Genomic DNA, 12,973 nt, shown 5'->3' on the forward strand with positions numbered 1-12,973 from the left:
ATTAAGTCAAGCTCGTAGCCGATCAAGTCGCTGTACGATATCCTCCCAGTGGGAAGGCGTATCTTCGCCTATAAAGACCAGACAGCTCTCCTCATTCTCCTTTCGTTCCAGCTCCCAACTAGTCAATCTTCCAGCCGCACGCTGGAGGGCCAGCCTCCTTCCGTCGCTCAGCAGCACGACGCCCTTGAAGCGCAGAATCTGCTTGGGCATGTGGCCTAGGAGTGCGCGGAGTTCGGTCAGATTCACGGCCCCTGGATGCTGCCAGCTGAGCGTTTTGAGCCCCAGATCTTCAATGCGGGTGGCTGGGAGAGGCTGTGAATGCGCCCGACGAAACGATGGTGTGTCCGGTAGGGCCGGCCAGAATATGAAATCCGCTGGCAAGGCTGCCTGGGTCGCTCGAACATGCCGACTGTCGGGCAGAAGCAATGCCTGCTCGAGTCGAGCGATATCCTCGTCATCGACCAAGTCGCTCTTATTGATCACAATGAGGTCGCCATTAGCGATCTGGGAGAATACAAGATGGCGCAGGGCCGGGCTGAGGCTGGCATAATCGAGCGCAGCATCAACCAGTGTGATGACCCCTTCCAACCGCGCCCTTGCACGAATACGGGGATAGCGCAGCACATTTACCACCCGCTCAGGATCCGAGACTCCGCTGCACTCGATTAGTAGATGATCAAGCCGTTCCCCTCGCCTGGAAACCATCGCTTCGATAGAGGATGAAAGCTCCCCTTGCAGGCTGCAGCAAACACAGCCGTTGCTCAGGGTGATCAAGTCATCACGCCGTTCGTCGACCAAGGCCTCATCAATATTCAGAGCGCCAAAATCATTGACCATGACCCCGAGTCGACGACCATCGGCCTGGTTCAGAAGATGATTGATCAGGGTCGTTTTACCGGCACCGAGAAAGCCTGCCACCACAGTTACCCCAAGTTCCTCTGACATAGCCCTTTCCTCGCTCTTCATTAATCGCGACGCTTGACGCCGGGGAGTACGCACAGCATCTCGTAAAGTATCGTCGCGCCCATTAGCGCAGTATTGCCGCTTGTATCATAGGGTGGCGAGACTTCTACCAGATCCCCACCAATGATATTGAGCCCATAAGCGCCTCTTACTATCTCGAGCCCTTGGGTGGAGGTCAGTCCCCCCATTTCCACAGTGCCCGTTCCCGGCGCCACCGAAGGGTCGAGACCATCGATATCGAAGGTGATATAGACGGGTGTTTCGCCCATTTGCGTGCGTACTTCATCCATTAGCGGCGCCAACGAGCGATACCAGCACCCTTCAGCCGGCACGACGCGAAAGCCCTGCTGGCGGCACCAGTCGAAGTCCTCTGCCGCGTAGCCCGTCCCTCTCAAGCCGATCTGAACGACTTTGCCGTGAGCCAGCAACCCCTCCTCCTGGGCCCGCCGAAAGGGGGTCCCGTGCGCCAGCGGCTCTCCGAACATATGCTCATTCACATCGGCATGAGCATCGATATGAATCAGCCCTACCGGGCCATGCTTCTTGGCCATGGCACGAAGGATGGGCAGAGTAATGAGGTGATCACCTCCCAAGGTCAACGGGATGCAGCCATGCCGGAGCACATCGTCGTAATAGCGCGCGATGATGTCGACCGACTTCGGCAGGTGGAAGGTATTGATCGGAACATCGCCAATGTCGCCCACTTGCAGGCTATCAAAGGGTGCGGCGCGAGTGGCCATGTTATAGGGCCGCAACATACGAGATTCATCGCGAATCTGGCGAGGCCCCAGTCGTGTACCCGGACGATTGGAGGTGGCAATATCCATCGGCACGCCAATGAACGCTACGTCCAGGTCTTTTGCACTGTCGTGGGCTGGCAGCCGCATCATGGTGGCGGCCCCCCCGAACCGGGGCACTTCGTTGCCACCGAGTGGCTGATTTAATTGCGACATGCTGCTATTCCCCAGCGGATTTTATCTCGATTTCTACGAAGGCGAAGTCACTTGCGCCCGCGTTGATAACATTATGTTCCACCCCCGCCGAGCGACGATAAGACATACCGGCCTGGACTGCGCTCTCATGACTGCCATCTGACGTCTCCAGACGCATCACACCATTGACGAGCGGCACGACGACGTAGTCGTGAGGATGTCGATGCCATCCGGTTTCCGCGCCTGGGGCAAAGTCCCAGCGCGTCACGATGATCCGTTCGTCTTCGATTTGCCGTGTCGCCTGGGCCGGTAACACTCGATGCGGCATGATGCCTCCTAGTCGAAGATGAGCTCAGGTAGCCATAGAGCAATCTGTGGAAACAGCACCAACAGCACGATGCCGAGTATTTGCATGATCAGGAAAGGGACCACCGAGCGATAAAGATCGCCAGTCGTCACTTCGGGCGGTGCGACGGAACGCATGTAGAACAGGTTGTAACCAAAGGGCGGCGTCAGATAGGCGCTCTGCATTGCCAGCACGAACAGCGTGGCAAACCAGATCGGGTCGAAGCCCAGCGCCTTAATTATCGGGACATAAAGCGGCACGGTAATAAACAGAATGGCCGAGTCATCCAAGAACATTCCTAATACCAGATAGCTCAGCAAGATCACCGTCAGGACGAGGTAAGGGCTCAGCTCCGCAGCCATTATCTGACCGACGATCGCCTGCCCGGCGCCCAGGGCGATATAGATTTTTGAAAAAATCACCGCGCCGATCATGATCCACATCAGCATACCCATGATGCGCGCCGTGCTGTACAGCGCACTGCTGAGCATGGTCATGTTCAGCCTGCGATGCGCCAAGGCGCAGAGCATGGCACCGCTAGCGCCCAATGCCGAGGCTTCTGTGGGGGATGCCACACCGATCGCCATGGTTCCCAACACCACGGCAATGAGGGCACCGGGCAGCACCACAGCTTTCAGCGCCTTCACCTTGCCCCACGTGCCGATGCGTTCGGAAGCCTCGATGGGTGGCCCCAAGGAGGGATTTCGATGGCAGCGTATTCCGATATAAATCATGTAGATGATCGCCAACATCAAGCCGGGCATAACCCCTGCAGCGAAGAGCTTGCCCACCGACTCACGTGTCAGGAAGGCGTAGAGAATCATGACCAATGACGGGGGAATCAAGAACCCCAACGCACCACCGGCCATGATCGCCCCTGCCGACAGTTGCTTGCTGTAGCCACGCTTGAGCATGGCAGGCAGTGCAATGAGCCCCAAGCTGACGGTCGCCGCACCTGTGATGCCTACCATGGCGGCAATCAAAGCACAGATCACTACGGTCCCCATGCCCAGGCCACCGCGCACGCCGCCCATGAGCTTGTAGATCATCTCAAAAAGGTCGTCAGCAATGCCGGATCGTTCCAGAATCATCCCCATCAGAATGAATAATGGTAGCGCGACCAGGATAAACTCGTTCATGAGGCCGAAGACTGAAGGCAACATAATGCCCAGGCTGTCGGGCCCCCAGATCCAATAGCCGAAGCCGACACCCACACCCATCAGCGTCCAAGCCAGCGGTACCCCAAAGAACATCAGGGTTAACATGGCGCCGAACATCAATGCCGTAAGCAGTATGGGATCAATGCTGACCATGCGAATCTCCCCGTGTGTTAGTGGAATGGCCGGTCGAGGGATCGCTATCCAATGGATTACCCAGCACTGTACAGAGATGGCGCAAAGTGTTTGCCAGCATTTGCAGCATGATCAAGAAAACGGCCACGGGAATCATGACCTTCACGGGCCAGATGTACGGGGCCCAGGTACTCCGATAGGAGCGTTCTTGCATGGCCATGGATTGCATGCCGAAGTCGTAGGCGCTTGTAAGAAGCAGCGCAAGCAGGATCAGCGTCAATACGCCGATCACAAAGGAAACCAACGCCTGCCCTTTTGGCGAAAGGCGTTGATAGAAGATATCGATCCGCACATGGCCATTCCATTTCTCGGTATAGGCCCCAGCCAGTATGGCGTAGACGCCATAGGTCAGGGTTGAGGCCTCATGCGCCCAATTGGTGGGCGAGCTCAGCAATTGCCGAGCTGCCACCTCATATACCAGAATGCAGGCGAGGGCGAAGCCTAGCCAGGCTACGAACCGCCCGAGCCATTCGCTCAGGCGGTCTTGCCAACGGATCCAAGCATGAAGCAAGTGCATTGCTTAGCTCCCGGTCACTCAAGGCGACCCTTGTCACGGGACATGGAGCGGATCATCTCGATCGCCTCGGCGGCCTGTGGTGACTTCTCGGCCTCGGCGTTCCAAACCTCCTGGGCCGCTTCGGTCATCGCTACTACATCGCCTTCTGGCAAAGACGTGACCTCGAAAAGATGGGCCGCCTCCTCGTTCCATTCGACGAACTTTTGATGACGATAATCAGCCCACTCGGCGGTGACCTCCATGAATGTATCCTGAAGGTCTTCGGGCATGCTGTTCCACACATTCTGGTTTACCAGCACATTGTCGACGAAGCCTGGGTAGAGCATGTTCAGCTCGGTATAGCTCGTCGCCACCTCGTTCAGCTTGAGCACCGAGTAGTCATACGGACCACCGTAGATAAGACCGTCGATGGCATTGGTACTCAGGGCGATATAGAACTCCTGAGGCGGGATATAGACGGTAGGGATATCGAAGTGATTGAGAACGGCCGATACGGATGGGGTCGCGCGGATCTTGAGCTCGCTCATATCCTCCAGGGATTCGACAGGCTCCTTGGTCAGCAGGTCGAACTTACCGCCGAACACGGGCACGGTGTAATGAACACCCTGCTGTGTATAATTTTCGGCCAGTAATTCACCTAGTCCACGCTCATTCCAGAGCTCCTTGGCTTCTTCGAGGCTAGTCCAAGCCATAGGAATGCCAGACTCAAGCACGGCTGTATCCATCTGACCACCCCAGTAGCCGCCATAGCCGTAGATTGCCTGCAACGTACCACCGCGAAGTGCAGCGAACATTTGATCGTTGGGGACCAGTTCCCCCCCACGGAAAATATTCAGCTTGATTCGGCCATCGCTGGCTTCAGCCAACATGTCCTGATAGCGCTTGAAAATTTCGTCTTCTTCGGTACCCGTGTAACGCTGCATGCGTATTTCGATAACCTCACCATCCTGAGCCAATGCGAGCATTGGGAAGGTCAAGGCACTGCCTGCTAATGCAAGACAGGCCAAGCTTGCCTTGATGGAGGTGGTAAGGGTGCGAGTTGCGAACTTGTTGTTATCCATGGATTCGTTCTCCTGCTGCAGGGAAGGGTTAGTCTTACCGGGATGCCGGAGGGCATTCATTGGATGCTGGAATCACCCACTCATTCTCACCACGTGGCGTGGTGACATATTCTGGCCAGCGGAAATGAATCGGCGGCTCGTAATCGCAAAGTGGTGCCATCCATTCCTCGCCCCCGACACCCCCACCGGTCCGCGTTTCGAACTCAGCGCGCGCCTCATCCAACGCACCAGGCTTCTGAAAAAGGTCAAGCAGGGTCAGGCCAACCGTCTTCGCTGCCGTCTCGATCATCGGATCGATACAAGGAGCCAGCCCGCCGAGAGCGTTCATGACCCAGTCAGGGTACGCGCCGCCATCGTCACGGGGCGCAAGCGCGGGACGTCCGATATACAAACGAACGGTAGGCGCATGCCAGCTGTACTCGGTGTAATCGTCGGAGGTGAAATGGGTCTGGTTGGGCGGCAATATCTGACGCAGTTCATGTTCAGCGTCCTGAGGAGTACGTAATGTCTCAATATCGGCCAGAAACGGCTTTTCCATCGGACTCATGCCCAGGTTAGCCTGGATCCGACGCGCCAATTCGATCGCCTCTTTACCCAATTGCGGCGGGCCGACACGCTCGAGGTTGGCGTAGGTCAGCTCGGCCATGGAATGGTTCGGCAGACCGGGACGTGATTTGGCTACCCAGTGGCGCTCGACCCGACAGTGCGTCAGTTTGGCCACGGATTCCGCAATGTGATCAAGGCCTCGCACCACATGTTCCGCCTGCTCAACCGACGAGACGCGGATGAAGTACTGGATCTGTGACATCTGAGCAGCTAGGTTATCGGCGGTCGCCTGACCTGCGTTGAGTATCACCTCATTCATCGACCAGTTCAGGCCACTGGCCATAACGTGCTCGCGCAGAGCCTTGGCATTGGTATACATCTGGGTGACGGCGTCGTTGGCTCCGGGCGCACGAGCGCTGGCATGGGAAGCAGCGATTGGAGAATGGCTGCCGCGCGTCATCCAGGTTTCGGGGCTCTCGCACAGGAAGGTATAGATAACCCCATATGCAGCGCCACAATGCGTGTCCCAGCGAGTCGTATTGCAGAGCGGCAGCATATAGAAGGGGTGAAAGCTGATTGCCGCATCTAGGTCATCGTAGTAGCCACGTGCCGCATGGATCGGTTTGGAGCCACGCACTTTCTCGGCCGGTTCGCCGAAGAACTTCAATGTGCCGGTAATACCCTGCTCTTTCATCAGGGCCTGCATGGCCAGAAAGCCCCCCAGCGACCCCATGCCCAAAGCAGAATGTGGATCGGTATGCCCGCCTGCCCAGGGGCTGAGGTTATCGCGGGGCCGCTTGACGACATCCGCAGCCTGGCAATTGCCGGGCACCGCATCGTATTCGGCGTAACCGCCCAGTGTTGGTCCTTCGCCATTGCTCCAGGTGGCGCAGAAGGCCGTCGGCATGCCGGCCGAGCCCTCTTCGACTTCGAAGCCATAATCGCGAAGCAAGTCGACATAAAAACGTACCGAGCGGTACTCCCGCCAAGCAGTTTCTGCATAGTGCCAGATGGTCTGATTCCATTCGGAAAGCTGGGGCATCAAGGCGTCGACGCGCTGAGTCAGAACATCACGTTGGGTCTGCGTAGTCATCAAAAGCTCCTCTGAGGAGTATTGTTGCTTTGAAAACTACTATAGAGCAAACTCAACTCATCAAAAGTCAAAAAAAATCATCTTATTGGTCAAAATGTCTCAACAAAAAACTCATCACCTCCCTTCGCTACAGGCTATGCGCGCCTTCGAAGCCTTGGCAAGACTGGGTAGCCTGACCGATGCCGCCGACTATCTTAGCCTGACCCGAAGTGCCATTAGCCACCAGCTGAGACTGCTGGAAAGCCAGTTGAATATTCAGCTGTATGAGCGCCGTGGGCGCGGCGTCATCCTGACACCGGCGGGCCAATTATATGCCGGCGAGGTCCGCGAGGTACTTCATAACCTGGAGCGGATCCATGCCAACCTGCCGGGCCAGGAATACAATGGTCACCTGCATATCTGTATGCCCCCTGGCTTTGCCGCGAGCGTAGTCAGTCGACATATCAATGACTTCTACCGTGCCTACCCCACTATCCGATTGCACTTGAGCACCAATCGCGAAGACGAAACCATCAACCAGCCCAATTTCGACTTATTCGTAGTATTCAGCGACGGCGTTTATAACGACCAGCATGTGGAACTCCTGGCGCAGCCCATGTATCACCCCGTATGTAGCCCTAGGCTGCTCAACGAGCTCAATATTACCCATCCGCGCGATTTGGATAACGCCACATTGTTACATCTGCATGATTCCCACGATTGGCAACTATGGCTGGCCGGCTGTGCTGGAAAAAACAAAATCAAGGTCGATTCAGGTCTGTACTTCTCAAATATCTTGCTCGTGTTACAGGCAGCATTGTCCGGTCAGGGGGTTGCCATTGGCGATGACGTGGTTTGCGGCGATAGTCTTCGGCAAGGGCAGTTAGTGCGTCCCTTCAGCGAGAAGATTTCCAGCGACCGTGCCTACTATCTGGTCACGCCACAGAGTCGCCTGGAAGATCCCAACGTGCAGGCCTTCAGCGACTGGATAAAGAAGTTATTGGAAGGGCTGCTAGGCACGGCGGCCGTGTCCGGCTAACGCAAGGACACGCCAAGAATGCTCACCTCTGACGCAAGAAATTAACACCTCATGACCTTTTAGGCTGGTTTATGGTGACTCTTGTACAACAATTAGAGGTGATCCCATGTTCGATCCTTGGCGCTCCAGCCACGCACCCGCCCCGACTCATGCCGACATCGTGCTAAGGGGGGGCAAGATCTACACCCTCGATCCTCTCCGGCCCTGGGCCGAGGCGCTCGCCATGGCAGGGGGCAAGCTGTGTGCCGTTGGGGACGAGAGCGACATGCATGAATGGATCGGTCCCGATACCCAGGTCATTCCCCTCAATGGCCGATTTGTCATGCCTGGCCTACACGACATGCATACCCACCCGGATCTCGGATTGGCGTCCAAATATGATGATTCCCTCAAAATTGGTCTCGAAGACCCCTCGCCTGAGCAAGTCAAGCAAGCGATCCTTGACTATGCCGCTCAGCATCCGGGGGACGGCTGGATACACGGCGCCTACTTCGTACGCTATACCTTTCGGCAAGCTGGCCTAACGCCGGGTCGAGAATGGCTGGATAGTTTTATGCCCGACCGTCCCGTGGCCATTCTGGATCGAATGTGGGGAACCATGATGGTCAATAGCAAGGCACTGGCCTTGGCTGGCATTAACCGCCACACTCCCGACCCGCGCAATGGCTACATGGAGCGGGATCCGCTGTCTGGTGAACCTAACGGCCTGATGATCGATGGTGCCTATGCCATGATTCATGCCGCTATGCCCCCCACGCCGGTCGACGTGTTGCGCAAAGCCTATCAGGAAGGGATGCATTATCAGACCAGTCGAGGTGTCACGGCGACTAAATATGTCCATGTCTGCGAGCAACGCCTAGCCGCGCTAAAGGAGCTAGACGATGCCGGCACGCTAAGCCTGCGCGTTGAAGCGGCAATCAGCTGGCAGGACGATATCTTTCCGGTTAAGCGACGCTGGGAGCTTCTGTGCGGCGAACGTCATTATTACGCAAGCAGCCGCCTGCGTGCCAATGCGGTCAAGTTCCACTTCGACGGCACCGTGGAGCCCCGATCCTCGTTCCTGCTCACTCCGTGGGAGAGTGACGATCAGTGGCGGGGGAAAATAAACCTGACGCCTGAGCATCTACGCGACATGCTGGTTGATATGGATCGGCGCGGCATCCGGGTTATAGCCCACTGTACCGGTGACGGCGCCTCCGATCTCTTCCTGGATGCTGTGGCGGAAACCCGACGTATCAACGGACCCAGTGGAATCCGGCATCAGTGTGCTCATAGCACTATCCTGCACGACGCCAATCTGGCCCGTTTCGCCGAACTCGACGTGATCGCCGAGTTCTCCCCCGCTGCCTGGTATCCGTCGCGCTTCACATCAGGAGCGCGTGCAGGGTACGGTCCGGAGAGGCTAGCGCGTGCTTATAACGCGCGCGGCGTATTGGACGCCGGTGGCGTCGCCGTATTCGGCACCGATTTCCCGGTGGCCTCGATTGATCCTTGGCTCGCCCTGGAAACGTTGGTGACTCGCCAGAACCCTTGGGAACCCGGCGAAGAACGCTTCGGCACGCCAATACGTCTGGAAGAAGCTCTGCAGATCGCCACGCTTAACGGTGCCTATGCCATGGGATTGGAGCATGAAACCGGTTCGCTGGAAGTCGGTAAATCCGCCGACCTGATCGTATTGGATCACGATCCGTTCTCACGAGAAGTACGTGGCAACCTGCATAGGACGCAGGTAGAGATGAGCTTTCTGCAAGGTCTCCCGGTCTATGACCGCGAACAGTCTTTGACGTCCTTCGGCCTGGAAGCCACCTGGCAGGGCCAGCCCCCCACACTTTCACCATGACACGAGCTCTCACGACGCTTACTTTGGAGCATGACATGACCTGTGCTGAATTATTGATTCACCTGCTGCGTGATCGCTATGGCGTTGATACGCTCTTTGGGATCCCCGGGGTTCATACCATCGAGTTATATCGGGGCCTGGAGAATAGCGGAGTGCGCCACGTCACCCCGCGTCACGAACAGGGCGCCGGCTTCATGGCCGATGGCTATGCCCGGGCTACTGGCAAGCCTGGTGTGTGCCTAATCATCACGGGACCTGGGATGACCAATATCCTTACGGCAATGGGCCAGGCACTGGCCGATTCGGTTCCTATGTTGGTCATTTCCAGTGTGAATCGACGAGACACATTAGCTCGGGGGCAGGGACGACTGCATGAGCTTGAGAGCCAGCAGGGTCTGGTGTCTGGGGTGTCACGCTTCAGCCATACTCTGCTCTCCCCCGACGCACTGCCCGAGGTCTTGGCCCGAGCCTATGCCATTTTCCAAGGGCAGCGACCGGGCCCTATACATATAGAGATCCCCATCGATCTTTTCGACGCCCCTGCGCCCCCCCCGCTTAAGTGGGATGCCCCCGAAATCTACCCTCCGGCGCCGGATCCCACCGGGATAGCCAAGGCCGCCCAATGGCTGCAAGAGGCACAACGGCCCCTGATCCTGCTCGGTGGTGGCTGCGTCAAGGCACCGGATGTGGCCAGAGAACTGGTTACCCGCCTGGATGCGCCGGCGGCAACCACTATCAATGCCAAGGGGCTGCTCGGTGATGCTCACCCGCTGGATCTAGGGGCTAACACGGGACTCCCCGCCGTACGCGAACTGGCGCGCGAAGCCGATGTCATCCTGGCTATCGGAACCGAGCTCGGCGAGACCGATTATGACGTCGTCTTCGACGATGGCTTTGCACTCAGCGGTCGGCTAATTCGCATCGACCTAGATGCGCAGCAGTTGGTGCGTAATCAGCAATTGTCGCTGGGTCTCATTAGTGATGCGTCACAGGCGCTAACGGCGTTGCTCGAGCATTTTCCTACGTCACTGGAACGCAACGGCATCGCACGAGCGATCAAGACACGCGAAGGGCTCGCACTCACTCAAGATCCCACACTGTCTCCCTTTGTGCCCTTATGTGACACCCTGCGCAAAGCACTGCCCGATGCTATTTGGGTCGGCGACTCCACTGCACCGGTTTATGCGGCCAACCATTTATTAGCATTGCCAGCCCCCCGGCATTTCTTCAACGCCTCAACGGGCTATGGCACCCTCGGGTACGGACTGCCAGCGGCTTTGGGAGCCCAGATCGGCCAACCGAGCCTGCCCGTCATTGCCTTGGTCGGGGACGGAGGCGTCATGTTCACCCTCTCGGAGCTGGCTACCGCTGTCGAATCGCGCCTGCCCGTGATCATTCTGCTTTGGCACAACCAAGGCTATGAAGAAATTCGACGCTATATGGATAACCATGGTGTTGAACGCCTGGGCGTCGACATAAAGGCACCGGATTTCGTTAAGGTTGCCGATGGCTTTGGCTGCCAGGCGACGCGTGCCGGCACGCCGATAGCGTTGGCTCAAGCGCTCAGGTCACGCCCCACCGAGGGACCCTATCTCGTTGAAATCGACTCTGACGCCTGGCTGGCGTGGTGCAGTGACAACACGCCCACCTCTGAGGAGCTGACATGACAGTACTGGATCATCAATTCATCGATAACCAATGGCTCGTCTCATCAAGCGACAGGCGACTGACCGTCATCAACCCCTTTACGGAAAGCGTGTTAGCCGAAGTTACTGCAGGCCACCCTGAGGACGTGAATATCGCTGTGGCCGCGGCACGGCGAGCCCTGACTGATTGGCAAGCACTCTCAGGCACCGAGCGCGGTAGTCACCTCGACAGGTTTGCCGAGGCGTTGTCACACCGGCGCAATGAACTGATTCGGCTCTCCTCGACAAATAATGGCAAGGTGCTGGACGAAGCCGGCATAGACCTAGACGATGCCATCGCTTGCTATCGATACTACGCGGGGCAAGCACGCGAGCTGGACAGCCGGCAGGGAACAGCAATCCCCCTCGACATGGAAGGCGCCGAAGCCCGCTGCTACCACGACCCGGTCGGTGTCGTTGGTCTAATCACCCCTTGGAATTTCCCTTTGGTGACCAGCGCATGGAAAGTCGCGCCGGCCCTGGCCGCCGGCTGTACCGTGGTGCTCAAGCCTTCAGAAGTGACTCCCTTACCGGAGCGCGCGCTCGCCGAAATCGTATTGGAGGTGGGCCTTCCCGCTGGTGTGCTCAATGTGCTTTTCGGCGACGGTCAGGGCATCGGCGCTCCACTCGCCGCTCATCCCGATATCGACAAGATCTCCTTCACCGGCAGCAACCGGGTAGGCGAAGCCGTCATGCATGCGGCTGCAGAGCGGACGGCTGGCGTATCGCTGGAGCTCGGCGGCAAATCACCGATTATCGTTATGGAAGATGCCGATACCGAACAAGCCGCTGATTGGGTCATGGCCGGCATTTACTTCAATGCCGGACAAATCTGTTCGGCAACTTCTCGCCTCTTAGTACATGAGTCGGCTGCAGAATCGCTCTACGCAGCCTTGGCCCAGCGTATCGATACATTAACGCTGGGCGACCCGCTGGCCGGGGAAGCCGACATGGGCCCCATGACCAGCGCACGCCAGCGCGAGACAGTGCAGCGTTACCTGGCACTCGCCCAAGAGGAAGGCTTGGTGGCGGTTCGCGACGCAAGTCACCGCATGCTACCCGAACAAGGTTACTTCGTGGCGCCGACCCTGTATCGGGACGTACCAACGACCAGTCGCCTATGGCGTGAGGAAATCTTCGGTCCGGTGCTGTGTGGCCGTAGCATCAGCGACGAGGCTGAGGCGATCGCCTTGGCAAATGACAGCGACTTCGGCCTGGCCGCCACCGTCATAAGCGGGGATCCGAAGCGAGCACAGCGAATCGCCCGACAACTCAGAGCCGGTAGCGTCTGGTATAACAGCGAGCAACTAGTTCTACCTCAAACGGCGTGGGGTGGTTTTAAACGCAGCGGAATTGGACGGGAATTAGGCCCTTGGGGCCTGGCGGCCTTCCTGGAGGTCAAGCATGTGGTGGGGCCGATTGGCAACTAATCCTTGATGCAGCAAGCAATAATGCCTTGTGGAAACACATGAGTATTCAATTATATAGTGCTTTCTCGCCAACCTTCTAAACAAGCCACTTATAGATCTGCGCTGCGGATAAACTCAACGCTAATGATTACCGGGCCTGTGTCGGGCCCGGTAAATTCAAATTGGAGAAGCAAACGGGTCCCACTATATG

The 12,973-nt window shown here is 57.4% G+C and carries 11 protein-coding genes; 4 read left to right on the forward strand and 7 right to left on the reverse strand.

The genetic code is table 11. The features are described from left to right. Positions 1–6: 6 nt before the first annotated feature. The 7 genes from ACIGG6_RS08245 to ACIGG6_RS08275 are packed head-to-tail and all read right to left on the reverse strand — an operon-like array spanning position 7 to position 6,810. Entirely contained in the window at positions 7–945 is a 939-nt protein-coding gene (locus ACIGG6_RS08245; RefSeq protein WP_399843823.1) for a CobW family GTP-binding protein, read from the reverse strand. 20 nt (positions 946–965) lie between these two features. Beyond that, complete coding sequence (gene speB, locus ACIGG6_RS08250; RefSeq protein ID WP_399843825.1) at positions 966–1,916, reverse strand: agmatinase; 951 nt, start codon at positions 1,914–1,916, stop codon at positions 966–968. Positions 1,917–1,920: 4 nt separating this feature from the next. After that, positions 1,921–2,223: a cupin domain-containing protein gene (locus ACIGG6_RS08255; protein ID WP_399843827.1), complete on the reverse strand. Its 303-nt coding sequence runs from the start codon at positions 2,221–2,223 to the stop codon at positions 1,921–1,923. Positions 2,224–2,231: 8 nt separating this feature from the next. Further along, the gene (locus tag ACIGG6_RS08260) at positions 2,232–3,554 is read right to left on the reverse strand and encodes a TRAP transporter large permease subunit (RefSeq protein WP_399843828.1); all 1,323 of its coding nucleotides are present in this window, start codon (positions 3,552–3,554) and stop codon (positions 2,232–2,234) included. Continuing rightward, on the reverse strand, positions 3,541–4,110 hold the full coding sequence (locus tag ACIGG6_RS08265) for a TRAP transporter small permease subunit (RefSeq protein WP_399843830.1): 570 nt from the start codon (positions 4,108–4,110) through the stop codon (positions 3,541–3,543). The genes ACIGG6_RS08260 and ACIGG6_RS08265 overlap by 14 nt, the downstream gene beginning before the upstream one ends. A 14-nt stretch (positions 4,111–4,124) precedes the next feature. Continuing rightward, positions 4,125–5,171: a TRAP transporter substrate-binding protein DctP gene (dctP, locus tag ACIGG6_RS08270; protein ID WP_399843832.1), complete on the reverse strand. Its 1,047-nt coding sequence runs from the start codon at positions 5,169–5,171 to the stop codon at positions 4,125–4,127. Between the two features lie 34 nt (positions 5,172–5,205). Continuing rightward, positions 5,206–6,810: an amidohydrolase gene (locus ACIGG6_RS08275; RefSeq protein WP_399843833.1), complete on the reverse strand. Its 1,605-nt coding sequence runs from the start codon at positions 6,808–6,810 to the stop codon at positions 5,206–5,208. Between the two features lie 136 nt (positions 6,811–6,946). On the opposite strand from ACIGG6_RS08275, the gene ACIGG6_RS08280 reads away from it, so the two are divergent. The 4 genes from ACIGG6_RS08280 (at position 6,947) to ACIGG6_RS08295 (ending at position 12,783) form a co-directional block, all read left to right on the forward strand. Next, positions 6,947–7,828 (forward strand): LysR substrate-binding domain-containing protein, encoded by an 882-nt coding sequence (locus ACIGG6_RS08280; protein WP_399843835.1) that lies wholly within the window; start codon positions 6,947–6,949, stop codon positions 7,826–7,828. A 106-nt stretch (positions 7,829–7,934) separates the two neighbouring features. Beyond that, positions 7,935–9,668, forward strand: a complete 1,734-nt coding sequence (locus tag ACIGG6_RS08285) for an amidohydrolase (protein WP_399843837.1) — start codon at positions 7,935–7,937, stop codon at positions 9,666–9,668. A gap of 35 nt (positions 9,669–9,703) precedes the next feature. Continuing rightward, positions 9,704–11,335: a 5-guanidino-2-oxopentanoate decarboxylase gene (locus ACIGG6_RS08290; protein WP_399843838.1), complete on the forward strand. Its 1,632-nt coding sequence runs from the start codon at positions 9,704–9,706 to the stop codon at positions 11,333–11,335. Further along, positions 11,332–12,783 (forward strand): aldehyde dehydrogenase family protein, encoded by a 1,452-nt coding sequence (locus tag ACIGG6_RS08295; RefSeq protein ID WP_399843840.1) that lies wholly within the window; start codon positions 11,332–11,334, stop codon positions 12,781–12,783. The genes ACIGG6_RS08290 and ACIGG6_RS08295 overlap by 4 nt, the downstream gene beginning before the upstream one ends. Positions 12,784–12,973 lie beyond the last annotated feature (190 nt).

Source organism: Vreelandella lionensis, from assembly GCF_044543515.1.
Lineage (GTDB): Bacteria > Pseudomonadota > Gammaproteobacteria > Pseudomonadales > Halomonadaceae > Vreelandella > Vreelandella lionensis.

Bases quoted from the DNA above. Each gene is read 5' to 3' on its own strand.
- ACIGG6_RS08245 (WP_399843823.1), bottom strand. From the start codon at position 945: ATGTCAGAGGAACTTGGGGTAACTGTGGTGGCAGGCTTTCTCGGTGCC.
- speB (WP_399843825.1), bottom strand. From the start codon at position 1,916: ATGTCGCAATTAAATCAGCCACTCGGTGGCAACGAAGTGCCCCGGTTC.
- ACIGG6_RS08255 (WP_399843827.1), bottom strand. From the start codon at position 2,223: ATGCCGCATCGAGTGTTACCGGCCCAGGCGACACGGCAAATCGAAGAC.
- ACIGG6_RS08260 (WP_399843828.1), bottom strand. From the start codon at position 3,554: ATGGTCAGCATTGATCCCATACTGCTTACGGCATTGATGTTCGGCGCC.
- ACIGG6_RS08265 (WP_399843830.1), bottom strand. From the start codon at position 4,110: ATGCACTTGCTTCATGCTTGGATCCGTTGGCAAGACCGCCTGAGCGAA.
- dctP (WP_399843832.1), bottom strand. From the start codon at position 5,171: ATGGATAACAACAAGTTCGCAACTCGCACCCTTACCACCTCCATCAAG.
- ACIGG6_RS08275 (WP_399843833.1), bottom strand. From the start codon at position 6,810: ATGACTACGCAGACCCAACGTGATGTTCTGACTCAGCGCGTCGACGCC.
- ACIGG6_RS08280 (WP_399843835.1), top strand. From the start codon at position 6,947: ATGCGCGCCTTCGAAGCCTTGGCAAGACTGGGTAGCCTGACCGATGCC.
- ACIGG6_RS08285 (WP_399843837.1), top strand. From the start codon at position 7,935: ATGTTCGATCCTTGGCGCTCCAGCCACGCACCCGCCCCGACTCATGCC.
- ACIGG6_RS08290 (WP_399843838.1), top strand. From the start codon at position 9,704: ATGACCTGTGCTGAATTATTGATTCACCTGCTGCGTGATCGCTATGGC.
- ACIGG6_RS08295 (WP_399843840.1), top strand. From the start codon at position 11,332: ATGACAGTACTGGATCATCAATTCATCGATAACCAATGGCTCGTCTCA.